Here is a 22,583-nt window from a genome sequence, read left to right as displayed (position 1 = left end):
CGCGCGTGCGTGGCCGCATCGGCGCTCGGACGTGGTCCCGCTTCCCTGGCGCAACCCCGCGTAAGCATGGCATGACGCGCTTACGCGGGGTCGATGACACACGTTAGGTACCGCGCGGCTTGGCGCGGTGGCTGGCGGTGGCGGTCCAGGGGTCGTCCGGCCAGGGGTGGCGCGGGTAGCGACCCTTCATTTCCTTCTTCACTTCCGGGTAGGTGCTGGACCAGAAATTGCGCAGGTCCTGGGTGACCTGCAGCGGCCGCCCGCCGGGTGAGAGCAGGTGCAGCAGCAGCGGCACACGGCCGTCGGCGATGCGCGGGGTGTCGGCCAGGCCGAACAGCTCCTGCAACTTGACCGCCAGCACCGGCGGCTGCGGCTGCCCGGCATGGTCCAGGCTGTAGTCGATGCGCCGTTCCATGCCCGACGGCACCGCGATGCGCACCGGTGCGTGGCGGTCGATGGCCTGGCGCCGGTCCCACGGCAGCCGTGCTTTCAGCGCCTCGCCCAGCTCGTCCTCGCTCAGCGCGTCGAGCCGGGTCTTGCCGGCGAAGGCCGGGCGCAGCCAGTCGTCGAGGCTGTCCAGCAGCGCGGCATCGCCCAGGTCCGGCAGGTCCAGTTCCGGCATCCACTGGCGCAGTCCCGCCACCCGCGCGCGCCACTGCGTCAGACCCTCGCTCCAGGGCAGCGCCTGCAGTCCGAGTTCGCGTACCGCCTCGGTCAATGCCGCGGCCGCCTGCGCCGGCTCGACGCGGCCAGCGGGGCGGCTGTCGAGCACGATGCGATCGAAGCGGGTCTCGCGCAGCGCGCTCAGCGCGCGCCGCTCGGCATCCCAGCGCACCACGTCTTCCTGCGCGAAGCGCTGCGGAAACTGCGCGCGCAGATAGGTCTCGTCCACGGGCGCGGCGCGCAGCAGTAGTGCGTCCTTGGCCTCGTGGCGCAGTTCGGTGGCGACCAGCCAGGGCTCGCCGCGCAGGTCGCTGTGCTCGAACAGGCGCACGCTGCGGCCGTTGGCCAACTGGTAGCGCAGTGGATCGCTGGGGTGACGTGTACCGATGCGGTCGGGGAAGGCATGCGCCAGCAGATCGCCGAGTTCGTGCGCCTCCACGCTGTCCGGCGCGGCGGCCTCGCTGCGCAGGCGCCGCCGCCACTGCTTGGCCGCCGCGTCGATCGCCGCCAGCGCACCGCGGTTGGCGTCGTGCGGCACGCGGCCGCGGCGGAACGCGGCCAGGGCACGCCAGCGCGCGGCCAGCGCATCGCCGCCCTGGCGCAGCGGATCGCGTGCTTCGATCAGGGCGGCGAGGTCGCAGGCCAGCGCCTGCGCGCGCGCATCGTTGGCCGCCAGCAGCATCGCCGCCAGCCGCGGATGCGTGCCCAGCGCGAGCATGCGCCGGCCGCTGGCGGTGATGGTGCCGTTTGTGCCGAGCGCGCCGAGCCGCTGCAGCAGCTCGCGGGCGGCGGCCAGCGCACCGGCTGGTGGCGGATCGACGAAGCGCAGGCCATCGCTGCCCCAGGCCGCCAGCTCCAGCCCCAGCCCGGCCAGCTCCACCTGCAGGATCTCCGCGCGGCGTTGCGCCTCCAGGCGTTGCGACTGCGGCCACAGCCGGTAGGCCCAGCCACTGGCGACGCGGCCGGCGCGACCGGCGCGCTGGTCGGCCGATGACTGGGCGATGGCGGTCACGTCCAGCCGCGAGAAGCCGCTGTTGGGATCGTAGTGCGGCTCGCGCGCCAGCCCGGCATCGATCACCACGCGCACCCCGGGCAGTGTCACCGAGGACTCGGCGACATTGGTCGCCAGCACCACGCGTCGTCGCCCCTGCGGATCGGGCTGCAGCACCTTGCTCTGTTGCTCCACCGGCAACTCGCCATGCAGTGGCAACACCTCCACCCCGCTCCCTTCTCCCTCCGGGAGAAGGTGGCGCGCAGCGCCGGATGAGGGTGCGTCCAAGGCGGTGCCAGCTGGGGTAACGCCAGAGGCGGTGCCGGCTGGGGTCATGCCCGATGCGCCATCTCCTGGCGCTATGCCCGCCACCGCACCACCGCCGACACCCGCCGCTTCCAGCGCCGCCTGCACCCGCCCGATCTCGCGCTGTCCGGGCAGGAATACCAGCACATCGCCCGGATGCTGCTGCAGCACATGCTCGACCGCACGCCGGGCCTGCGCTTCCAGCGACTCCTCGCGTCGCGCCGGGAAGTGCGCGATCTCCACCGGGAAACTGCGCCCGGCGCTGGACAGCCGCGGAGCATCCAGGAACTGCGCCAGACGCTCGCCGTCCAGCGTTGCCGACATCACCACGATGCGCAGGTCCTCGCGCACCTGCGCCTGTACGTCCAGGGCCAGCGCCAGGCCCAGGTCCGCGGCCAGGTGGCGCTCGTGGAATTCGTCGAACAGCAGCGCACCGACCCCGTCGAGCATCGGGTCGTCCTGCAGCATACGGGTCAAGATGCCCTCGGTGACCACCTCGATACGGGTACGCGCGGACACCTTGTTCTCGAAGCGGATGCGGTAGCCCACGGTCTCGCCCGGCGCTTCGCCGCGCTGCCGGGCCATGAAGGTCGCGGCGCTGCGCGCGGCGACGCGGCGCGGTTCCAGCATCACGATGCGCCGGCCTTGCAGCCAGGGCGCGTCGAGCAGCGCTGGCGGCACCTGGGTGGTCTTGCCGGCGCCGGGCGGGGCTTCCAGCACCAGGCGCGGATGGGCGGCGAGGCTGTCGCGGATCTGCGGCAGCAGCGGATCGATCGGAAACACGGCGGACGTCATCGGCCAAGGATACGGGGCCGCTGCGCCGCTGTAGAGCGGTGGCGGGCCCACGGCCCGTACAATCAGCCGCTTTCCCGGCTGATTCCCGCGCAATCGCATGACCCTGATCGACATCGGCGCCAACCTCACCCACGAGTCCTTCGATCGCGACCGCGACGCGGTGCTGGAGCGCGCCCGCGCCGCCGGCGTCGCGCAACTGGTGGTCACCGGCGCCAGCCGCGAGCACTCGCCGCTGGCGCTGCAGTTGGCGCGACAGTATCCGGGCCTGCTGTACGCCACCGCCGGCGTGCATCCGCACCACGCGGTGGAATACACCGCCGAATGCGATGCCGAACTGCGCGCGCTGCATGCGCACGCCGAGGTGGTGGCAGTCGGCGAGTGCGGCCTGGACTACTTCCGCGACTTCTCGCCGCGGCCGGCGCAGCACCGCGCTTTCGAGCGGCAACTGCAGCTGGCGGTGGACACCGGCAAGCCGCTGTTCCTGCACCAGCGCGACGCCCATGCCGACTTCATGGCACTGATGCGCCAGTTCGACGGCAAGCTCGGCCCGGCGGTGGTGCATTGCTTCACCGGAAGCCGCGAGGAACTGTTCGACTACCTGGACCGCGACTGGTACATCGGCATCACCGGCTGGCTGTGCGACGAACGCCGCGGCGCGCACCTGCGCGAGCTGGTGAAGCACATTCCCGCCGAGCGGCTGATGATCGAGACCGACGCGCCGTACCTGCTGCCGCGCACGCTCAAGCCGACGCCGAAGGACCGCCGCAACGAGCCGGCGTTCCTCGCGCACATCATCGAGGAACTGGCGCGCGACCGCGGCGAGGACGTAGCCACTGTCGCTGCTTCCAGCACTGCCGCCGCGCGGACCTTCTTCCGTTTGCCGATGCCGGCCTGAGCGGGCCGGCGCGTTGGGGTTGGGGTTGGGGTTGGGGATTGGCGATTCGGGATTCGGGATTCGTAAAACCGCGCGCTGCCCGCATCTTTTGTAGGAGCGGCTTCAGCCGCGACCGGGCACCCGTCGCGGCTGATGGTCCGTCGGCCATGCCGATCCTCTGCGCGACCCTGCCGGTCAATGCGCCGGTGGAGATCTTGGACGGAGTGGGTTGGGATTTTCTTGTGGGAGGGCTTCAGTCCCGACGCCTGACAATGTCAATCGGCGTTGGGCTTCATTCGTCGCGGCTGAAGCCGCTCTTACGAGTGTCAGTGCGACTCGCCTGGGCAGCACCCACCCTCCTCAATCGACCTGCGCGTCCTCGCGCTTCGCTTCGGCCATCGCTTCCGGCTCCAGCTCCTCGGCGCTGCGGTTGAGCTTGACGAACACGCCCCAGGCGACCAGCAGCAGTGCCGCACACAGACCGACCGCAGCGGCGTAGGGCAGCTTGGCCGGGTCGTCGTGCATCAGTTCGAAGATCGACACCAGGGTCTCGATCGCCAAGGCGATGACGATGACCACGAAGAACCGGGACAGATAGCGGCGCACCCTGGTCGGTCCGCTGACCTTGACGTCGCGCTGCACCTCTTCCTCGTAGATGGTCTGGCCCAGTTCCAGGGTCACCAGCGCCACGGTGAGCAGCCCGATCGCCTCCAGCACCACGTTGAAGCGGTCGCGCACCACCAGTTCGCCGCCCGGCGTCAGGCCGTGCCACAGCTCCAGCACGGCCATGCAGATCAGCCCGGCCGCGCACAGCAGGAACAGCACGATGATGAGGAAATGCCCGCCGCGGAACAGTTTTTCCATGCGCGTGCCCGTTGCCGCCCCTGAGTGGTGGGCGAGCATAGGCGCCAGGCGCGTCAGCGGCGCGCGAAGATGCATGTCCTATGGGGTAGAGGAGGCACCATGACCTGCGGCGCGCACAGCGACCGTGGCAGGCGCGAAGGAAGGGACGGCGTACCGCGCCGCTTCCTCGCGGCGCCCGTCAGCGTGCGGGGAGGCCGGCCTGGTATGCCTGCAGGTGGCAGTACGCGGCCATCAACAGCGGCGCGGCGTGCCCGGCGCTGCGGGCGCGGGCGAGCATGTCGCCGACGATCTGCTGTGCTTCCACCTGCTGCCCGGCTTCCAGGTCGCGCAGCATCGATGCCTTCATCGGCGAGCCGGGCTGGGTCAGCAATTGCAGCGCGCTGGCTTGCGCCGCTTCGGGCACCGGTTCGCCTGCGGCCGCCGCCACCGCCGTGCATTCGGCGTACAGGCCGCGCACCAGCGTCACGCCATCGTCGCTGGCGACGATGCGCCCGATCGGCGCGCGCATCAGGCAGGTGGCGGAGGCCAGTGCGGTGAGGAAGGTGTACTTGATCCATTGTTCCTGCGCGATCCGCGGCGCAGCCAGATGATCCACTTCGGCCTGCGTGCAGGCCTCGGCCAGGGCACGCACGCGTGCGCTGTCGGCACCGCGCCCGTCGCGCTCGCCGAAGGTCAGCGAGGCCGGCTTGGCCAGGTGCTGGATCGCGCCATCGGCGTCGAGCACGGCGCTGATGAAGCACAGCCCACCGATCACCCGTTCCGCACCGAAGCGCGCATCCAGCGCCCGGTAGTGGCGCAGGCCATTGAGGATCGGCAATACGCTGGTGCCGTCCAGTACCGCCGGCGCCACCGCGTCCAGCGCACTGTCCAGGTCATAGGCCTTGCAGCTGAGCAATACCAGATCGAACGGCCGCGCCTGCGCCGCGCCGGGCAATGCTTCTACCGTGAGTGTCTTGACCGCGATCGCCGCATCGCCGCGCGGACTACGGATGCGCAGACCATCGCGTTGCAGGCGAGCGGCCCGCGCTGGTCGCACCAGGAAGCTGACATCGACGCCGGCCTGGGCCAGGCGTCCGCCAAAGTAACCGCCGGTCGCGCCGGCACCGAGAATGAGGATACGCATGGGACGAGGGTCGCAAGAGAGTGGGGATGCGACCCGCTGTCGGGACGCGTGCCGGCAAACGCGCGGCTGCGCGTTTGCCGGCGGTGCGACGCGAGCGGCAGTGCCGCTGTGCCACACCGCAACAGTGCAGGCAACGAGGACGCGACCGCACGCGGCAGCGCCCCTGCGCGGCTCAGTTCTTCTTTACCAGCTCGACGCGGCGGTTCTGCGACTTGCCTTGCTCGGTCGCATTGTCCGCCACCGGATCGGCATCGCCGAAGCCGGCCGCACTCAGCCGCGACGCCTCGATGCCCTGCGCAACCAGCGCGGCAACCACCGCCTTGGCGCGTCCTTCCGACAGCGTCTTGTTGTGCGCGGCATCGCCGGTGCCGTCGGTGTAGCCATTGACGGCCAGCTTCAACGCCGCGTCCTGCTTGAGCAATTGCACGACCTGCGCGATCTGCGGTTGCGAATCGGGCAGGATATCGGTCTTGTCGGTGGCGAAGTTGACGTGCAGCGCCACCTTGCCGGTCCTGTCGATCTGCGTCTTCAGTTCGCTGGCCGGCAGCAGGCTGGCGGTGACCTGCAGCGGCTTGGTCTCGGCGATCAGCAGGCCGCCGCCGAACTGGTAGCTGCACAGGTGGATCCAGATGTCGCGGTCGGCGCGATGCACCACGAACACCTGCACCGGGTTGTTCCAGACATCGCCCAGGCCGCTGTTGTACTTGGTGGCGAAATCCCGCGGCCATTCCTTGATCTTCTGCGTGGCCGCTTCGGGAATCCGGCCGTCGAAAATCTTTTTGCCACCGAGCGCAGTGACCATGGCCTCGATGTTACGTTCCAGTTCGATGTCCGAGAACGTTTTACCGTCCGCCGCATTGATCTGCGCCGACCAGACCTTGCCCTCGACCGGTTGCAGGCGATCACCGGTCCAGAACGGAACTTGATCGAAGTCGGTGCCATCCGGTTTGTTACCGGTGACATATCCGCTGGGCAGGGCGATGTAGGGGAAGTCTCCCAACGGGACGTCGGACACCGGCAAGCTGGCCGGGTCGAATGTGGCACTGGTGGCAGGTTGCTGTGCGGAAGCTTCCTGCGTGCTGCCGGCGGTCGCCGCGGGGGGCGTTGCCTGATCGTCGGAATGCGCGGGCTGCTCATGCTTCTTGCAGGCGCTCAGACTTGCGATGACGGCCAGGACCAACGTCGCCGCTACTGCTCTTTTCACAGAGGTACTCCTTGTCGGGGGACGAACAAAACTAGTGTAACGGGAGGTCGGCCGATCTTGCCGCAGAACCATGAATCCGCGTCGACCAGCGATGGGCGGCGAGCGCTCGGGTCGCAGCGAAAGCGGGATCAGTGCGCAAGATCGGGCGGTTGGAACAACGCATCGGGTTGCGCGCCGTAATCGACGCGCTGGATATCCCATTGCTGTTGCTGCTGAAGTCCGGTCTTGCCGCGATAGGCGAGCACCAAGCCGGTTTCGCGGTCCAGCCACATCGTGCCCTGCCGGGTCCTGCCAGGACCGTCTGGGTTGGCCAGACGATAACGCCATTGCACCGCGGGGCGGCCCGCGCGCAGGCCGCTGTCGCTGCGCTGGCAGTCGGCGAACATGCCCAGCCCTGCGCACGGCTGGTCCGGGTCGAAGCGCAGCGGCCAGCGCATGCCGGGAACCGGCATGGCGCCGCCCTGCTGGTCCACGATCCAGCCGGTCGGGGCGTCCTTTGCCAGGATCAGCGCGTATGGCTTACCGCTGGCATCCTTGAATTGGATGCGCAGCGCGTCGTCGCGAAAGTACACAGTCACCGGTTGCGCCGCGCCACGCGGCTGGATCCGGCTCAGGCCGCCAAGCTCGTTGGTCGTCACCTGTGCGACGCCCGAGAATGCAGCTTCTTCGGCGTGTGCCTCGCCGAAAACGGCATGGCACAGCGCCACCGCGCAAGCCAGCAGTGCGCACCGGCGCATCACTTGTCCAGATTGCCCTGCGTATAGATAGGCGACTGCATGCGCACGATGGCGTAGCTCTCGATGGGCAGGCGATTGGTGAGTGGCTGCAGGGGCGAGGACTCGAAGGTGCCCGACTTCAGATACTGGGATTTTCCGCCGAGTACCCAGCCGACAAAGGGGACGACCAGGGGCGCGTCGTAGACCACCTTGATCTTGAGGATGTTGGCGTCCTGGACATTGACGCCACTGCTGCCGACCGCGTCGCTGCGATAGGCGAGCGTGTCGTTGGGTAACGCGTACTGGCCGTTGTACTGGCGTTCGCGGAAGTTGCTCCAGGCGGCACGCGTGGGATTGATGACCGTGATGTGGCCGTGCACCATGAGGTCGGCGAACGCTTTGCCGTATGCAAGTTCAAGCGCGGCTTGCCCGGTGTCGTGGGCATACAGCGGCATCATGCCCTTGGCGAGGCCCTTGCGCATTTCCATGCGATCTACCCCGCTCACCGCGCCCGCGCGCGCGGCCATCAGCGCGGCGTAATCGAGCGTGGACTTCATCCGGTACAGCAGCACCGCCTGGATGACAGCAAGCAACAGGAACAGCAGAACGGGTGTGATGATGACCAGTTCCACCATGGATTGACCGCGCATCGACGAGCGGCTGCGCGGTGTGCGGACGCGTGCTTTCATGCCCAGGCTCCTGTATCGGAAAGCACCGGCGCGGTGGCGCGCCAGTGCCAGTGTTCGCCGCGCTGCGGTTGCAGGCGGTCCAGCGCACCGCCATGGAACTCGATGGTGGCCGCAGCGCGCCGGCACAGTGCCGTGCGAAACGGCCTGACGTTCTCGCGCCACTCCAGCACGGTGTCGTCGTGGCCCAGGAACACCAGGTCCAGCGGGTAGCGCATGCCGATGGTATGTACGCTGGCACAGGGGCGGATCAGCAAGGCCTCCGAGCCGTCCTTGGCCAATGCCGGACGTGCCAGCAGCCCGCGCGCGCGCGACCACCATGTGTCGGCCGACCACACTCTGGGGATCGGCGCGCCGCCGCTGCGCTCGATGCAGCCGCGCTTCACAGGATCCCCTCCTGCAGCATCTTCAAGTAGATGAAGTAGCCCAGGAACAGGAAGATCAGCGGAAAGAAGAACATCACCAGCGGCAGCATCATCTTCACCGGCGCTTCCAGCGCCAGCTTCTCGGCGCGCAGGAAGCGTTCCTCGCGGCGCTGGTTGGCTTGCGCGCGCAAGGTGTCGCTGAGGTTGGCGCCGACCTTGTCGGCCTGGATCAGCGCACTGGTGAAGCTGGTGATCTGCGCGATGTCCATGCGCTCGGCCATGCGCCGCAGCGCTTCGGCGCGTGGCAGACCCGCGCGCAGATCGCGCAGCATGCGCGAGAACTCCTGCGACAGCGCCCCCGATGGTCCCTTCGCGACGGCCTGTTCGATGCCGCCGGTGACGTTCAGGCCGGCCTCGACCGCCATGGTGATGAAGTCCAGGTAGATCGGCAGGTCGCGCACCACGGTCTTCTGCCGCGCCTTGCGGCGCTCGCCCAGCCACAGGGCGGGATACAGCCAGCCGAGCACGCCGCCGAACAGCAGGCACATCAGGCCCGAGCCGATGCCGAGGTGACCAAGCATGCCGGTGCACAGCAGGAAGAAGGCAACCACCACCAGCGCGCTGGCCATGCGCAGGCCATAGAACTCTTCCGGCGTCAGCGTGTAGTCCTGGCCGGCCGCCTGCAACTGCCGATGGGTCTGCTCCAACTGCGCTACGCTCAGGCGCGGCGCAATGCGCCGGGTAAGGACGGTCACCAGCGGCCACATCAACTGCATCAGCCGCGGCAGGGGATCGTAATAGGTACGGTCTTCCAGCTCGACTTCGCGGATCACCCCGCGCGTGCCGATCACCACCAGCGCGACGGCGCCGGCGGCAAGAAGAGCGACGAGGGCGAGCATCCAGGTCATACGTCGATCGTCATGATCTTCTTGCAGAGGCGGTAGCCCAGGTATTCCATGACCAGGCAGATGGTGATCACCACCCAGCCGTGCCAGCTGTGGAACATCGGCTGCATGGTTTCGCTGTACATCAGGCTGAGATAGCCGATCAGGAAGACCGGCAGCATCGCCATGACGATGCCCTGCAGGCGGCCCTGGGCGGTCAGTGCCTTCACCTTCTTCTCCATGGTCAGGCGCCGGCGCAGCGTCTCGGCCAGGGTCGCCAGGGTCTCCGCCAGGTTGCCGCCGACTTCGCGCGAAATGTTGACCGCCGAGACGAACAGCTCCGCGTCGGTGATGGGGACGCGCTTGCTGAAATTCTCCATCGCCTCATCGGCGCGGATGCCCATGTGCTGCTCGCGCAGTACCAGTGCCAGCTCCTGCGCCAGCGGCGGCTGCCCGTCGTGGACCAGCACCTCCATCGCCGGCGCGAAGCCGACGCCGGCGCGCAGGCTGCTGGACAGCATCTGCAACGCGTCGGGGAGCTGCTCCTGGATCTGCTCCAGCCTGCGCTTGCGCAGGAACGCGTAGATCTTGCGCGGCGCAAAGAGCAGGAAGATGCCGACCAGCACGGCGATGATCAGGCTGCCGGTCAGCATCCAGATGATCAGTGGAATGACCACCATCACCACGGCGCTGATCATGTACACCTGGGCGGGATCCAGGAACAGGAACATGTCCGCCAGGTTCATGCGCGCCTGGTCCATGAAGCTTTCGCGATAGCGCTTCAGGAATTGCTCGCTGGAGCGCGCGATCAGCAGGACGGCCATTACGGTTCCGGCAAACACCAGCAGTGCGATCAGCCAGAGGCCCATCAGCGCGCACCCCCCTGGTTGCGGAAGATGCCCAGGTCCACCGACACGCCGCGCTCGGCGAGTTCCTCGTAGAACTCGGGCACTGCACCGGTCGCGACGAAGTTGCCGGCGACCTTGCCATCGGGGCCGTGATAGGTGGTGGGCTTGAACAGGAACAGGTCCTGCATCTGGATGGTGCCGCTTTCGATGCCGGTGATTTCGGTGATATGGCTGACCTTGCGCGAACCGCAGGGATAGCGGCGCTGGTGCACGATCAGGTTCACCGCCGACGCGATCTGTTCGCGCACGACCACCATCGGCAGCTCCATGCCGGCCATCATCACCATCACCTCGAGGCGCGACAGCGTCTCGCGCGGATTGTTGGCGTGCGCGGTGGTCAGCGAGCCTTCGTGGCCGGTGTTCATCGCCTGCAGCATGTCCAGACACTCGCCGCCACGGCACTCACCGACCACGATGCGATCCGGGCGCATACGCAGCGCGTTCTTGACCAGATCGCGGATAGTGATCTGGCCTTTGCCCTCCATGTTGGGCGGGCGTGCCTCCAGTGCCACCAGGTTCGGCTGCACCAGCTTGAGTTCGGCCGCGTCCTCGATGGTGACCACGCGGTCGCCATCGGGGATGAAGTTCGACAGGATGTTCAGCAGCGTGGTCTTGCCCGAGCCGGTACCGCCGGACACGACGATGTTGCGGCGCTCGCGCACTGCCATGATCAGGAACTCCAGCATCGCCTCGTTCAGCGATCCGAACTTCAGCAAGTCCTCGCCCAGCAGGCGGCGCGTGGCGAACTTACGGATGCTGATGCTGGGGCCGCGCAGGGCGACCGGCGGAATCACCGCGTTGACGCGCGAGCCGTCCTTCAGGCGCGCGTCGACCAGTGGCGAGCTTTCGTCGATGCGCCGCCCCAGCGGGGTGACGATGCGCTCGATCGCGGCCAGGCAGGCGCGTTCGTTGGAGAACACCACTTCGGATTTCTGGATGCGCCCGGCACGCTCGATGAAGATGTCGTCATGGGAGTTGACCATGATTTCGGTGACGGTCGGATCGTCGATCAGGTCTTCCAGCGGCCCCAGCCCGATCGCCTCGTCCAGGACCTGCTTGGCCAGCCGGCGCGGGCTGATGTCCGCTGGCAGGTCGCTGAACTCGCGTTTGATGATGTCGTCGATCAGGTTGATGGTGCTGTCGCGCAGCGCGCTGTCATCCATGCTGCGCACGTCCATGCGGCGCAGATCCATCTGCCGCACCAGCGCCATGTGTAACTTGGTGCGCCAGGTGGCGATATCCGATGGCGGCGGCCCGGCCACCACCATGTCCGTCGCGACAGGCGCAGGCGGCTGGCGATCAGGTGCCATGTCGGTTGCAGGCGCTGCCGCCGCCGCCTCGGTCTTGACGGCCGCACTGTCGTTGGCGGCCGGCGTCTGCCTGACGATGCGTGCGTCGTCGCCGCTGACCTTCAGCATGTACTGGCCGATGCGGATCTCGTCCTTGCCGTCGATCGGCCCCTGCTTGGCCAGCACCACCTTGCCGTTGAGCGTGATCGGCTCGCGCCCGCCCAGCGGCAGGATGAACACGCCGTCGTCCTCGCGCAGCAGGGTGGCGTGCTTGCCGGCGATGTTCCAGCCCTGCAGCATCACCAGGTTGGCGTCGGCGCGGCCGATGCCGCACTCGCGGTGCATGCATTTGACCTGGCGCGTGTCGCCTCCCGGCGTATTGATCAGCACTGTGAACATGGCGGTGAACCTTGCGCTCCGTGGGGTGGGTTACTTGATCAACTTGTCTTGCCGTGGGCTGATCTCGTCCTGCAATTCCTTCTCGATCCCCTGGGCACGCTGCAGATCCTGCAGGTTCTCCGGCGAAGTCGGGCTGACGATGCGCGGGGTCACGAAAATGACCAGTTCGGTCTTGTTGCCACGGAAGCCATCGGAGCGGAACAGCTTGCCCAGGATCGGGATGTCGCCCAGCAGCGGCAGTTTGTCCACGGCCTTGGAGGCTTCCCGGTCGAGCAGGCCGGAGATGACGATGGTCTGGCCGGCAACGACGTTCAGCTCGGTCTCGACGCGCCGGGTCAGGAAGCCGGGTACGCCCTGCACCGATACTGACGGATCGATCCGGCTGACTTCGGCCATGATCGAGGTATTCACCTGATTGGACGAGTTGACCGTCGGGTTGATGTTCAGGCGGATGCCGTATTCCTTGTACTCGATCTGGGTCTGGCCGAGGATCGACGGCACCACGATCGGCACTTCGCCGCCGACCAGGAAGGTCGCGTTGCTGCCGCTCTTGGCGCTCAGCTTGGGCTGCGCGAGCACCCAGGCCTTGCCGCGGCTCATCAGCAGGTTGATCTTCGAGGCGATGGTGGTGGCGATGCCGAAGTAGCCCTGCGGTCCGGACAGCCTGGTCGGCAACCGATCCTTGATGTCCTGGAAGGTCTGGTTCTCCTGCGGCAGCACGCGGAAGTAATCGTTTTTGGTGACGTCGCGGATCAGACCGCCGATCGGGCCGTCGATGGTGCTGTCCCAGCGGATGCCCAGATCCTCCACGGCGTTCTTGTTGAACTCCATGATCGACACGTCCATCTGCACCATCGGCCGCATGCCCACCGGGTCGGCGCCGGCGAAGTTCAGCACCTGCGGATAGATCTTCTGCAGCGCCTGGATCTTTGCCGTGGTGGCGGCGTCGATGTCGTTGCCCGAGATCACCACGTTGGAGCCGATGGCCCGCACGGTGATGCCCGGCGTATTGCCCAGCAGTTCGCGCACGGTCTCGGCCGCGCCTTCGGACTTGCTTCCCCCCACCGTCACGCTGACGTCGCGCTGGCTGCCATCGGCCATCCACAGGTGCACGTTGGTCTCGCCGGGCTTGGTACCGATCATGACCACTTCGGACTTGCCGACCGAGAAGACACTCAGGACCTCGCCGTCGCCGACCGCGATGCGCCGCAGTGCCCCGGGGACTCGCCGAACCACGGCCTCGCCGGCATAGATGCTTTGCGACGACTGGATCAACGGGGCGACCGACGGCTTCTTGTCACCGGCCAGGGCGACGCCGCCGCCACCGCCCGACGAGGCGCCGCTGATGCCCAGTTCCTGGATCTGCGATTCCACCGATTGCTTGAACTGGTCGACCTGGCGCCCTTGCGCCATCAGGCGCGCCTGCTCGGCCGAGGGTGTATCCGCTGCCTGACCAGCCGCCGGTGCGGCCTGCGTTGCAGGCCGTGCCACCGCTGCAGCCTGCGCGGAAGGCCGTGCCGCCGGTGCAGCGCTCGCGGCCTGTTGTGCCGATGCATTCCATCCCCCGATGCCCGCCAGCAACACGCCAGCCAACCATGGCGCCGATGCTCCGGCCTTGCTCCTGCGACGTGTTGCCTGCGTCATGCTTAACCCTTTCCGCCAATGATGAACTCAACGCGGCTGCTTCCGCTGCCTATGTCTGCCGAATCGCCGGAACCCAGCGACCGCAACAACTGACTCTCGCTCATGCCCGTTGCTGCGCCTGGCGAGGTGTCTTTGATCTCGCGCAGCAGCACGCGCACCGCCCCTACCTTCGAGGCGACGGCCAACTGCTTGGCCTGGTACTGGTCCAGCTCCAGGGTCACGCTGGAGAAGCCGGTGGACGTATTGGCTTCCTCGCCGTCCTTCGGCGTCGGCGCCTCGCCGATACGGCTGCCGGCCGCCAGCACCTTGATCTTCTGCAGCAGCGGGAACACCTGTGCGCCCGCGCCCTGGCCACCATTGCCGCCGGTGGTGGCGTCCTTAACGAAGAAGATATCGATCAGATCACCCGGCGCGATCATGCCCGAGATCGAATTGTTCTCGTCGACACTCATCGTGTAGGCGACCTTGCCCTTGGGAATCAGCCGCGAGAACTGGTCGTACAGCGGAACCAGGGCGCTGGCGCTCAAGGGCGCACCACCGCGTGCTGGTGCACGCAGCATCCTGCCTTCGAACTGGGTGTGGTTGTCGGGCGTGACCGCATCGGCGGGCGCGAACTCGGCCGGGATCGTGCGCAGGGCCAGATCGCCACCTTGCAGGATGGCGCCCTGCGGCAAATCGTTCACTGGCACCGCAACGTCGACCATCGGTCGGTTGTCCTGGGTCCGTTCCGCGACCGTGGTGCGGATGTAGCTGACCGCGATGAAGGCCGCAAGGCCGGCCATGACCACTGCGATCAGGATGAAAAGAACGTTCTTGCTGAGTTTGGGTTTCTGCATTGAAAGGCGCCGTCGGGCAGGTCATCGCGAGGAAAGGGGGGATCACCCAACCAGCACGTCAGACGCCGAGATGGCGTAGACGAAGGCGGCATAGAGATCTTTCAGGGCTGTCACCACCTCGGTGATCACATCGGGCTTGGCGATCAGCACGATCACCAGCGCCATGACCACCACGGTGTATTCGATGGTGGATTGACCGCGTTGCAGGCATCGGCCGGCCAAGGCAGGCACGTTCATTCGACGACCGCCACGATCACGGTTCCGGCGTGTCCCCGGCTCGACGTCACGGTGACGCGATCGTCCTGCCGGGTAAAACGGGAGACGCAGTGCGGGCTGCTCGCGGTACAGGCCGAAGAGGAGCCGTCGCGCGCATAGCCTTGCCCAATGAAGTATCGCGCGTAGTACTGCTGGTTCTGCAGCGGCGTGTAGCGGTTGAGCATGCTCAGTGTCCTGACATGACGCGGCGTGTCCATGTAAACGATGTCCTCGGCCACCTGGGTGTCAGGCAGCCGCCCGAAACCCTTGCCGACGCCGTCGGCGGGAAGATCCTTCTTTGGAATTTCCATCACGCCGATCTGGCCCTGCGTGCGATTGGCGTCGCCGCTCAATTCCACCGTGATGTAGTAACCGTCCTTGGTCATGTGCCCAAGCACGGTCTTGTTGCCCATTGGCGTAGTCACGACGGCGTTGCCCCACTCTTTTCGATAGAACTGCTCGACCTGCTTCGGCGATTCGGCGACATTGAAGCGGCTGGCGCGCATTGCAATACCGTTGTAGAGCATGTGGTCGGACACGATCTCACCCGAGGCCTGGTCGGGAACCGGTACCTCCGGCCAGTCCAGCGCATGCGCCTGCTGCGCCGCGAATCCGGACAGGAGCGCGCCGAGTCCGCTAGCGAGCATGCGGTGGGATACGCGCGGACTCATGGCTTGCCCGGCTTGCTTGGATAGTTGGCGAGCTTGTCTGCGGGTACGACATCTGGCTCGATCGTCCCTAACTCGAGATCGCCGAGAGAACCGACCATCGGCAGGATCGGCGTCAGCGGTTTCAGCAAGTCGAAGACCCCATCCAGCCCCTCGAAATAGGAGACCGGCGCAAGGGGGCGCACTGTCGCGATCACGCTGCGTGCGCCGCTGCGTGGGCCGGAAGCATTCCAAGCATCTGTCAGCAGCGTCTGGTGACGCTTGTCGGCCAAGTCGAGGTTGTCCAGCGGCTCGAGAAAGCGCGCGGGTCGGCCATCTGTGGTCTTGAGGTCGCGATAGTTCAGCGTCACTTCCGCAGTGACGTAGCCGCTCTTGTTTGGCGGAAAGGCATTGTCGAAATAGTTCTTCGGTAGCAACTGGGCGGCTTCGTCAACGTAGCCGGGAGAGCCGTTGTTGGCAGTACGTGTGATCGACAGGTCGCGTTTTTCGAGCAGCTTCTGGTTCGAGAAGGTGTTGAGCATCTGGTCGGAGAACGCCCCACTGCTGACGCCGGACGTACGGCTGGTGATAGGTGCGTCGGCGTCGGCGAAGTTGCGGTCAAGGGCCTTGCTTTGCAGCGTGGCACGGCTGGCTGGCTGATAGTTTTTGGCCACGCTGGCTTCCCAGGCGGCATTGCGTGCCGCCTGCATCGCCATCTGCTTGCCATGCCCCAGCTTGGCCACGACCGGGATCAGCAGGAACAGCGGCACCAGCACAGCGGCACAGACCGCCAGCTCCACCATCCCCTGGCCGCGCATCCTGCGCGCTGGTGAAAAGAACGTCGTTTTCATCCTGCGTCCTCCTAGTTTTCTTCCTTCTCACCCGCCACGTTGGAAGGAACCAGACCACTGCCGAGGCTGAACGACTTGACCTGCAGCACGCAGCCGTTGCCACCCTGCAAGGGCTTGGCATCTAGCGGAATTGACTGCAGGTACGCGCCGGCACCATCGATCGTGCAGCCGGCGGCATCGCCAGGTGACTCGGAAAAGCCCCACTTGCTGCCGCCCGACCACATGCACACTTCCTGCTTGCCGTTCTCCCAGCGCGTGCAGGGCTGGCCCTTGACCTGAGCCTCGCCCGCAAGCTTCCAGCCGACGGCCTGGACGGTCTGGCGTTCCTGTGCGCGCGCACCGCTGTCGATGGCCATATACATGCCGTTGGCATCTTGGATGGTGTCCTTGTCCGTGTGCTCCTCAAGCTTGACCATGCAGGCGGCCTGCGCGCTATCGCCATCGGCGCCGAGGGTCCAGCTGACCTGATGGGCGAACTGCCGATGCGCATCGATCATGATCTCGACCTCGCCGGTTCCCAGCTTGGCTTCCTCCTGCGGGGACAGCGCGCGCGTGGGCATACCGGAGCCACGGCAGGCCTCCAGCTTCGCCTGGTAGTTCTTGCGCTGCAGGTTTTCGCCTCCCATGCGCGATTCCCAGGTCAGGACGACATGGAGGGCGGGTAGCGACTTGACCCCGCTTTCGGAGGAGGAATCCTCACCGCTGCCGCCCTCGGTCGCATCGTGCGACTGGCAACCGGCGGTGGACGCCAGCGAGGCCATGCAGGCAAGCGCCAGAGCGCGGGATCGGTTGGTCAATAACATCATGGAGCGGCCACCAGGAGTGTGCGGTCGGAAATGGGGGTTTGCACCAGGCGCGCCTGCCAGTAGGGACTGAACAGGCTGCCTTTTTCGAACTTGTTGTCGCCTCTACCCCACACCGATCGCCGGAACGCGCTGAGTTCATAGGGCCGATTGAAGTAGACCTGCGCACTGGACATCGCGCGCAATTGCTCGCCGCGCGCCTGGTCCTTCAGTTGCATCCGTCCGCTGCCGATTTTCAGTGCCGAACTGGTACGTGCCTTGTCGACCTGGGTGCCGACTTCGACGGTGTAGATCGGCCCCGCATTGGCGCCATCGGGCTGCTGCGAGTACGCATCCTTGACGTCCCGATAGCGTGGGCTGATGCCGTAACGGTAGCTGTTGATGAACGCGTCGTTGCGCTTGAAGTCCGGAATAACGGCTGGATCGCCTTCAATGAACGCGCCGGCGATGTCGCTGCGTTTGGTGCCGTTGTAGGCTCGATAGGTGCGGTTGTTTTCGTAGGGCGACTGCCATCCTCGGCCATTGTTCATGCCGGGAAAGAAGTTCGGCTTGCGATTGTTGACGGCCTGGGTCCCTGCCCAGCCGATCGGAATCTTGAGGGTGGTGAAGAGCAGCGGAAGCTTGAGTTGAAAGGTATCCACGGCCGACCACCGGTCGTACTCCACCATGTCGGTGCCGCCGTTGTTGTTGAATATGCCGAACGCCGTACCGTCGCGTGCGCGCGTGAACGTATCGCGCGATGCCATCACGACGTTACGGTAGCGCTCGCCGCCCTTGTTGGTACTGGTCAGGCCGCGACGTTCGCCGGGGGTATAACTTTCGAGCTGATTGCCTGCGGAAAGGACGTTCTTGGCCAAGACGCCTTTCCCCACCACGGTCAGATCGGCATCGGGCACATTGTCCTTGACGACCTTGCTGGCCATGGCGAAGACGTTGGCTTCCGATGTGATGTCGCCGACTGCCGCATCGGCGGCCAGCGCGTAGGGATGGTCGAGCGCTTGATCCAAGATGCCGATGGTGGTGTCCGCTGCCCGCAGAAAGGTTTGGCGAAATACCTTGAGCGTTCTGTTGATCACCGTCATCGCGCGATCGATGCCGATCAGGACTTCACCGAGGACAGGCACCCAGAACAACAGGACTTCTGCTACTTCTGTGACTTTCTCGAAGTGCACCGACGAGGAGTGCACCATGGTCAGCCAGGAATTCAGGCTGACCATTTGGGCGATCGCCACTTCGTTGGCGACGCGGCCGCGATTCAGATAGGCGGCGAAATTACGCGCGCGCGCCTGCTCGATGGCGATGCTGTAGGCGGCGGCATCGGCGGCGTTGGTGAGCTCGACCTTCTTGCCGACGACCTGTCCGGTATTGAAGGTCACCAGCAGGCCCACGCACAGCACCATCAGGAACACCAGCACCATGGGCATGGCCTGACCTTGCATCCGCGAGCGAACGCGGCTTGGCTTTGACGCGGCCATGGGGGGCGAGGGGGCGGTGGCGGCGATGATCACCATGCGGCTTCCTTCAGGCAATACCCCATCTAGAGCGCGATGCACGCGCATCGGGCCCGGCTGGGTTCCATGGAATTGGGTTGCTTACCAAGTGCAGAGGCCCTGCCTACGGCTCCTGCTGCACAACCAACAACAGGCCACCATCTGCCCTGCTCGGGCAGATGGTGGCAAGGGCCTTACTTGTTGCCGTTGTACTTGTCCATGCCCTTGTCGTTCTGGGCCTGTTGCTGCGCCTTGCCTGCATTGGTGCCAGCGCGGCCGATCATGCCGCTGGCATCCTTGCCCGACAGTTCCTGCGCCATACCGGCGACCTGGCTGCGGACGGTGCCGCCGAAGAACGTGAACACGCCGATCGCCGCGATCGCGATCAGGGCCACGATGATGATGTACTCGGTCATGCCCTGGCCCTGCTGCTTGCGGCCGAAGCGGATGGGCTTGCGTTGGATCTTCATCTGATTCCTCTCCTTGGCTCGATCGCCCAATTACCGGCAACACACAAACGTGCCAGCGGCAACGTGTGGCGACATGGGTTCATTAAGTGAAGTCGTTCACGGAGACGAAGCTGGTCTCCGGCCCGCGCTTTACGTCCAGTAAAGAGATGGTGTGTAGCGGACGTGTGCACTGTAGCGTCGGCTTATTGCCGTTACAAGAAAAGTTGCGTTAATAAATTGGCGATAAATTTGATGTGCATCACACTATAGAGTCAAACTTTGGACGCGTGCGATCCCGTATGGAATATACAATTGTGAATTCGGTGCAGTCGCGCCGTGCGCACCGTCAGATTTGGCTGTGATGCGTGGCGGATATGTCGGCATGTTGCACGGGATGCCATCCGCGAATGGCGCTCCGTCCGCGATCCCACGCGCGGGGCGGGGTGACCGCGGGCGGCCGGCGACGCGGGACGAGACAGTCGGCAATGTGTAGCGATGCGGAGCAAGGCAGATGCGCTTGCTCCGGTCGGGCCGGTAAGGCCGCAGCATCGAATGGCGGGTGACCTGCCGCCGCGCTGCTTGCAGTCAGAGATTCAGAACCGGGCGGACACGGGACGCATCCAGCGGCCCCCGCGCCTGGATGCGTCGGGCATGCGAAGGCGTGGAACCCCTGGACGCCGGGGTAGTGCGGAGAGCACGCGGGGCGTCAGCTCCGCAACCCCACCCCGCGCCGCAGCAGCCACAGCGCCAGCGCCGACAGCACCGCGACGAAGCCCAGCATCAGGCTGTAGGCCACCCACACCGGCACGTCGCTGCTGCCGAGCAGGCCGTAGCGGAAGGCGTTGACCATGTAGAAGATGGGGTTGGCGTGGGTCGCGGCCTCGGCCCAGCCGGGCAGCAGTTTGACCGAATAGAACACGCCGCCCAGGTAGGTCAGCGGGGTCAGGATGAAGGTCGGCACGATCGCCACGTCGTCGAACTTCTTGGCGTAGACCGCGTTGATGAAGCCGGCCAGGGAGAAGATGGTCGCGCCCAGCAGCACCGTGGTCAGGGTCACCAGCGGGTGCGGGATGCGCACCGGGGTGAAGAACATGGCGATGATCAGCACGATCACGCCGACCATCAGCCCGCGCAGCACGGCGCCGGCGACGTAGCCCCACAGGATCACCCAGTTGGGCATGGGGCTGACCAGCAGTTCCTCGACGTGGCGGCCGAACTTGGCGCCGAAGAAGCTGGAACTGATGTTGCCGTAGCTGTTCTGGATCACGCTCATCATCACCAGGCCGGGGACGATGAATTGCATGTAGCTGTAGCCGCCCATGTCGCCCACGCGCGAGCCGATCAGGCCGCCGAAGATCAGGAAGTACAGGGTCATGGTGATCGCCGGCGGCACCAGGGTCTGGCCCCAGATGCGCAGGATGCGCTTGACCTCGCGGCGCACGATGGTGCCCAGCGCGACCCAGTTGCGCTGGGCCGGGGTGGCGTCGGAAACGGGGAGGGTGGAATCGGTCTGGGTGGTCATGGTCGTCGCCGTGGGGGCATCAGGGAGTGGCGGGCGGCGGCGTGGCGCCGGCGCTGGCCGTGGCGGCGTCGCGGTGCTCGCCGGTGAGGCGCACGAACAGTTCTTCCAGGCGATTGCTCTTGGTGCGCATGGAGCGCACGCGGATGCCGGCGTCGCCCAGTGCGGCGAACACGCGGTTGAGGTCCATCGCTCGCGGCATGTCCAGGTCCAGGGTGTGCGCGTCCTGGGCGAGCAGGGTGGTGCCTTCGATCGCCGGCAACTGCGCCGGCAGCTCGCCGTCGATGTCCAGCAGGAAGCCTTCCACGTCCAGCTTGGCCAGCAGTTCGCGCATCGGTCCCTGTTCGACGATGCGGCCGCGGTCGATGATCGCCAGGTTGCGGCACAGGCTCTCCGCTTCCTCCAGGTAGTGCGTGGTGAGGATGATGGTGGTGCCGGCGGCGTTGATCTCGCGCAGCACGCGCCACATGTCGCGGCGGATCTCGATGTCCACGCCGGCGGTGGGTTCGTCCAGGATCAGCAGGCGCGGCCGGGTCATCATCGCGCGGGCGATCATCAGCCGCCGCTTCATGCCGCCGGACAGGGTGCGGCTCATCACCTGGGCCTTCTCCCACAGGTGCGCGCGCTTGAGTTCCACTTCGGCCAGGCGCTCGGCCTCGGCGCGCGGCATGCCGTAGAAGCCGGCGTAGTTGACCAGGATGTCGAAGGGCTTCTCGAACAGGTTGAAGTTGATTTCCTGCGGCACCAGGCCGATCAGGCGCATCGCCGCGCTGCGCTGGCTGCTCAGGTCGGTGCCGAACACCTCGACCTGGCCCGCGCTGAGGTTGACCAGCGAACTGATGATGCCGATCAGGGTGGACTTGCCGGCGCCGTTGGGGCCGAGCAGGGCGAAGAAGTCGCCGGGCAACACGTCCAGCGACACGCCATGCAGGGCCTGCACGCCGTTGTCGTAGGTCTTGCGCAGGTCGCGCACACGCAGGGCGGGCGCCGGCGTCTGGGAAGAAAGAGCAGGTGCGGGAGTCAAGGCGGGCCTTCGCGCCGCATCGACGGCGCAGGAGAAGTGCAGCCGCTATTATAGAAGACCTCGTGGGGTCGCCCCCGGCCACAGACTGTTGCATCTCCGTGCCTGCCCAATTCCCGCTGAAACTGGTCGATCGCCACATGCTGGCCCCGGCCGTCGGCCACTACCGCTTCGTCCGCGACGACGGCCAACCCCTGCCGTTCGCGCCTGGCCAGTTCGTGCAGGTGCACTTCCACTATGCCGACGGCACGGCGACCAAGCGCAGCTATTCGCTGGCCACCCGCCACGATCCGGCGCAGCCGGCCGACGCCACGGTGGAGATCGCGGTCAGCTTCGTCGCCGGCGGCGCGGCCACGGCGCTGTTCGAGGCGCTGGAGATCGGCGGCCAGGTCTGCGCCAGCGGTCCGTACGGGCGCTTCTGCCTGCAGCCGGGCGACAGCAACCGTCGCTATCTGCTGATCGCCACCGGCACCGGCGTCACCCCGTACCGCTCGATGTTGCCGCTGCTGGAAGCGGCGATGGCCGAGCGCGGCGTGGAGGTGGTGCTGTTGCTGGGCGCGCGGACGCCGGCCGAGCTGCTGTACGGTGACGAGTTCCGCGCCTTCGCCGAGACGCATCCCGGTTTCCGCTTCGTGCCGTGTTTCTCGCGCGAGCTGCCGGAAGCGCCGCATGCCGATGTGCGGCATGGCTACGTGCAGCAGTTCCTCGGTGAATTCGCGCCCCAGGCCGAAGGCGACATCGCTTACCTTTGCGGCAATCCGAACATGGTCGATGCCTGCTTCGACGCGCTGAAGGAGGCTGGCCTGCCGGTGCAGCACATCCGTCGCGAGAAGTACGTCAGCAGCAAGTAGCGGTCGGCGCCGGCGTCCCTCGTAGGAGCGGCTTCAGCCGCGACCGCCTCGCTGGGAAGGTCTGTTGGGGGTGAAGCCGCTTGCTCCATAAATGCCGAGCGCGCTTCGCGCCCGCACCCTCACCCCAACCCCTCTCCCGAGGGGAGAGGG

General features: G+C 66.4%; 22 protein-coding genes. 2 read left to right on the top strand and 20 right to left on the bottom strand.

Features of this window, described 5'->3' with window-relative positions:
* Positions 1-103 precede the first annotated feature (103 nt).
* Positions 104-2,755: an ATP-dependent helicase HrpB gene (gene hrpB / locus GGR64_RS17635; protein ID WP_260303292.1), complete on the bottom strand. Its 2,652-nt coding sequence runs from the start codon at positions 2,753-2,755 to the stop codon at positions 104-106.
* Positions 2,756-2,852: 97 nt separating this feature from the next.
* On the opposite strand from hrpB, the gene GGR64_RS17625 reads away from it, so the two are divergent.
* A complete protein-coding gene (locus GGR64_RS17625; protein ID WP_184647427.1) occupies positions 2,853-3,650 on the top strand; it encodes a TatD family hydrolase in 798 nt (265 codons plus the stop codon).
* A gap of 339 nt (positions 3,651-3,989) precedes the next feature.
* Here the strand turns inward: GGR64_RS17625 and GGR64_RS17620 are convergent, their stop codons facing one another.
* From GGR64_RS17620 to GGR64_RS17530, 19 genes are all read right to left on the bottom strand, one after another.
* A complete protein-coding gene (locus GGR64_RS17620; RefSeq protein WP_160964518.1) occupies positions 3,990-4,493 on the bottom strand; it encodes a hypothetical protein in 504 nt (167 codons plus the stop codon).
* 178 nt (positions 4,494-4,671) lie between these two features.
* Entirely contained in the window at positions 4,672-5,616 is a 945-nt protein-coding gene (gene panE / locus GGR64_RS17615; protein ID WP_184449913.1) for a 2-dehydropantoate 2-reductase, read from the bottom strand.
* A gap of 172 nt (positions 5,617-5,788) precedes the next feature.
* Positions 5,789-6,892 carry an OmpA family protein gene (locus GGR64_RS17610; RefSeq protein ID WP_326520373.1) on the bottom strand — a complete coding sequence of 368 codons (1,104 nt, stop codon included), beginning with the start codon at positions 6,890-6,892 and terminating at the stop codon, positions 5,789-5,791.
* A gap of 56 nt (positions 6,893-6,948) precedes the next feature.
* Positions 6,949-7,557, bottom strand: a complete 609-nt coding sequence (locus GGR64_RS17605; protein ID WP_221236271.1) for a hypothetical protein — start codon at positions 7,555-7,557, stop codon at positions 6,949-6,951.
* The gene (locus GGR64_RS17600) at positions 7,557-8,225 is read right to left on the bottom strand and encodes a TadE family protein (protein ID WP_184647425.1); all 669 of its coding nucleotides are present in this window, start codon (positions 8,223-8,225) and stop codon (positions 7,557-7,559) included. Before GGR64_RS17600 ends, GGR64_RS17605 begins: the two co-directional genes overlap by 1 nt.
* On the bottom strand, positions 8,222-8,608 hold the full coding sequence (locus GGR64_RS17595; protein WP_184647423.1) for a DUF192 domain-containing protein: 387 nt from the start codon (positions 8,606-8,608) through the stop codon (positions 8,222-8,224). The genes GGR64_RS17600 and GGR64_RS17595 overlap by 4 nt, the downstream gene beginning before the upstream one ends.
* Entirely contained in the window at positions 8,605-9,495 is an 891-nt protein-coding gene (locus GGR64_RS17590; protein ID WP_184449921.1) for a type II secretion system F family protein, read from the bottom strand. The genes GGR64_RS17595 and GGR64_RS17590 overlap by 4 nt, the downstream gene beginning before the upstream one ends.
* Positions 9,492-10,340, bottom strand: a complete 849-nt coding sequence (locus tag GGR64_RS17585; RefSeq protein ID WP_184647421.1) for a type II secretion system F family protein — start codon at positions 10,338-10,340, stop codon at positions 9,492-9,494. The genes GGR64_RS17590 and GGR64_RS17585 overlap by 4 nt, the downstream gene beginning before the upstream one ends.
* Complete coding sequence (locus GGR64_RS17580; protein ID WP_184647419.1) at positions 10,340-12,067, bottom strand: ATPase, T2SS/T4P/T4SS family; 1,728 nt, start codon at positions 12,065-12,067, stop codon at positions 10,340-10,342. Before GGR64_RS17580 ends, GGR64_RS17585 begins: the two co-directional genes overlap by 1 nt.
* Before the next feature lie 30 nt (positions 12,068-12,097).
* Positions 12,098-13,480, bottom strand: coding sequence for a pilus assembly protein N-terminal domain-containing protein (locus GGR64_RS17575; protein ID WP_184647417.1), 1,383 nt, complete (start codon positions 13,478-13,480; stop codon positions 12,098-12,100).
* 233 nt (positions 13,481-13,713) lie between these two features.
* On the bottom strand, positions 13,714-14,547 hold the full coding sequence (gene cpaB / locus GGR64_RS17570) for a Flp pilus assembly protein CpaB (RefSeq protein ID WP_184647415.1): 834 nt from the start codon (positions 14,545-14,547) through the stop codon (positions 13,714-13,716).
* 42 nt (positions 14,548-14,589) lie between these two features.
* Positions 14,590-14,784: a hypothetical protein gene (locus GGR64_RS17565; protein ID WP_184647413.1), complete on the bottom strand. Its 195-nt coding sequence runs from the start codon at positions 14,782-14,784 to the stop codon at positions 14,590-14,592.
* Positions 14,781-15,473, bottom strand: a complete 693-nt coding sequence (locus GGR64_RS17560) for a hypothetical protein (RefSeq protein ID WP_260303262.1) — start codon at positions 15,471-15,473, stop codon at positions 14,781-14,783. Before GGR64_RS17560 ends, GGR64_RS17565 begins: the two co-directional genes overlap by 4 nt.
* On the bottom strand, positions 15,470-16,300 hold the full coding sequence (locus GGR64_RS17555; protein ID WP_260303261.1) for a TadE family protein: 831 nt from the start codon (positions 16,298-16,300) through the stop codon (positions 15,470-15,472). Before GGR64_RS17555 ends, GGR64_RS17560 begins: the two co-directional genes overlap by 4 nt.
* An 11-nt stretch (positions 16,301-16,311) precedes the next feature.
* On the bottom strand, positions 16,312-17,106 hold the full coding sequence (locus GGR64_RS17550; RefSeq protein ID WP_184647411.1) for a hypothetical protein: 795 nt from the start codon (positions 17,104-17,106) through the stop codon (positions 16,312-16,314).
* Entirely contained in the window at positions 17,103-18,614 is a 1,512-nt protein-coding gene (locus GGR64_RS17545) for a pilus assembly protein TadG-related protein (protein WP_184647409.1), read from the bottom strand. Before GGR64_RS17545 ends, GGR64_RS17550 begins: the two co-directional genes overlap by 4 nt.
* A 173-nt stretch (positions 18,615-18,787) precedes the next feature.
* A complete protein-coding gene (locus GGR64_RS17540; protein WP_160964502.1) occupies positions 18,788-19,063 on the bottom strand; it encodes a pilus assembly protein in 276 nt (91 codons plus the stop codon).
* A 685-nt stretch (positions 19,064-19,748) separates the two neighbouring features.
* The gene (locus tag GGR64_RS17535; protein WP_160964501.1) at positions 19,749-20,564 is read right to left on the bottom strand and encodes an ABC transporter permease; all 816 of its coding nucleotides are present in this window, start codon (positions 20,562-20,564) and stop codon (positions 19,749-19,751) included.
* Positions 20,565-20,583: 19 nt separating this feature from the next.
* Complete coding sequence (locus GGR64_RS17530) at positions 20,584-21,585, bottom strand: ABC transporter ATP-binding protein (protein ID WP_184449929.1); 1,002 nt, start codon at positions 21,583-21,585, stop codon at positions 20,584-20,586.
* A gap of 137 nt (positions 21,586-21,722) precedes the next feature.
* On the opposite strand from GGR64_RS17530, the gene GGR64_RS17525 reads away from it, so the two are divergent.
* A complete protein-coding gene (locus tag GGR64_RS17525; protein ID WP_237475211.1) occupies positions 21,723-22,433 on the top strand; it encodes an FAD-binding oxidoreductase in 711 nt (236 codons plus the stop codon).
* The last annotated feature ends 150 nt before the right edge of the window (positions 22,434-22,583 follow it).

Origin of the sequence: Xanthomonas sp. 3307 (genome assembly GCF_014199735.1) — a bacterium.
Taxonomy (GTDB): domain Bacteria; phylum Pseudomonadota; class Gammaproteobacteria; order Xanthomonadales; family Xanthomonadaceae; genus Xanthomonas_A; species Xanthomonas_A rydalmerensis.
This window is presented reverse-complemented; position numbering and strand designations above follow the sequence as displayed.

What these genes read in the sequence shown, in the direction of transcription:
- hrpB (WP_260303292.1), bottom strand. Translation starts at nt 2,755, where the DNA reads ATGACGTCCGCCGTGTTTCCGATCGATCCGCTGCTGCCGCAGATCCGC.
- GGR64_RS17625 (WP_184647427.1), top strand. Translation starts at nt 2,853, where the DNA reads ATGACCCTGATCGACATCGGCGCCAACCTCACCCACGAGTCCTTCGAT.
- GGR64_RS17620 (WP_160964518.1), bottom strand. Translation starts at nt 4,493, where the DNA reads ATGGAAAAACTGTTCCGCGGCGGGCATTTCCTCATCATCGTGCTGTTC.
- panE (WP_184449913.1), bottom strand. Translation starts at nt 5,616, where the DNA reads ATGCGTATCCTCATTCTCGGTGCCGGCGCGACCGGCGGTTACTTTGGC.
- GGR64_RS17610 (WP_326520373.1), bottom strand. Translation starts at nt 6,892, where the DNA reads ATGGTTCTGCGGCAAGATCGGCCGACCTCCCGTTACACTAGTTTTGTT.
- GGR64_RS17605 (WP_221236271.1), bottom strand. Translation starts at nt 7,557, where the DNA reads ATGCGCCGGTGCGCACTGCTGGCTTGCGCGGTGGCGCTGTGCCATGCC.
- GGR64_RS17600 (WP_184647425.1), bottom strand. Translation starts at nt 8,225, where the DNA reads ATGAAAGCACGCGTCCGCACACCGCGCAGCCGCTCGTCGATGCGCGGT.
- GGR64_RS17590 (WP_184449921.1), bottom strand. Translation starts at nt 9,495, where the DNA reads ATGACCTGGATGCTCGCCCTCGTCGCTCTTCTTGCCGCCGGCGCCGTC.
- GGR64_RS17585 (WP_184647421.1), bottom strand. Translation starts at nt 10,340, where the DNA reads ATGGGCCTCTGGCTGATCGCACTGCTGGTGTTTGCCGGAACCGTAATG.
- GGR64_RS17580 (WP_184647419.1), bottom strand. Translation starts at nt 12,067, where the DNA reads ATGTTCACAGTGCTGATCAATACGCCGGGAGGCGACACGCGCCAGGTC.
- GGR64_RS17575 (WP_184647417.1), bottom strand. Translation starts at nt 13,480, where the DNA reads ATGGCGCAAGGGCGCCAGGTCGACCAGTTCAAGCAATCGGTGGAATCG.
- cpaB (WP_184647415.1), bottom strand. Translation starts at nt 14,547, where the DNA reads ATGCAGAAACCCAAACTCAGCAAGAACGTTCTTTTCATCCTGATCGCA.
- GGR64_RS17565 (WP_184647413.1), bottom strand. Translation starts at nt 14,784, where the DNA reads ATGAACGTGCCTGCCTTGGCCGGCCGATGCCTGCAACGCGGTCAATCC.
- GGR64_RS17560 (WP_260303262.1), bottom strand. Translation starts at nt 15,473, where the DNA reads ATGAGTCCGCGCGTATCCCACCGCATGCTCGCTAGCGGACTCGGCGCG.
- GGR64_RS17555 (WP_260303261.1), bottom strand. Translation starts at nt 16,300, where the DNA reads ATGAAAACGACGTTCTTTTCACCAGCGCGCAGGATGCGCGGCCAGGGG.
- GGR64_RS17550 (WP_184647411.1), bottom strand. Translation starts at nt 17,106, where the DNA reads ATGATGTTATTGACCAACCGATCCCGCGCTCTGGCGCTTGCCTGCATG.
- GGR64_RS17545 (WP_184647409.1), bottom strand. Translation starts at nt 18,614, where the DNA reads ATGGTGATCATCGCCGCCACCGCCCCCTCGCCCCCCATGGCCGCGTCA.
- GGR64_RS17540 (WP_160964502.1), bottom strand. Translation starts at nt 19,063, where the DNA reads ATGAAGATCCAACGCAAGCCCATCCGCTTCGGCCGCAAGCAGCAGGGC.
- GGR64_RS17535 (WP_160964501.1), bottom strand. Translation starts at nt 20,564, where the DNA reads ATGACCACCCAGACCGATTCCACCCTCCCCGTTTCCGACGCCACCCCG.
- GGR64_RS17525 (WP_237475211.1), top strand. Translation starts at nt 21,723, where the DNA reads ATGCTGGCCCCGGCCGTCGGCCACTACCGCTTCGTCCGCGACGACGGC.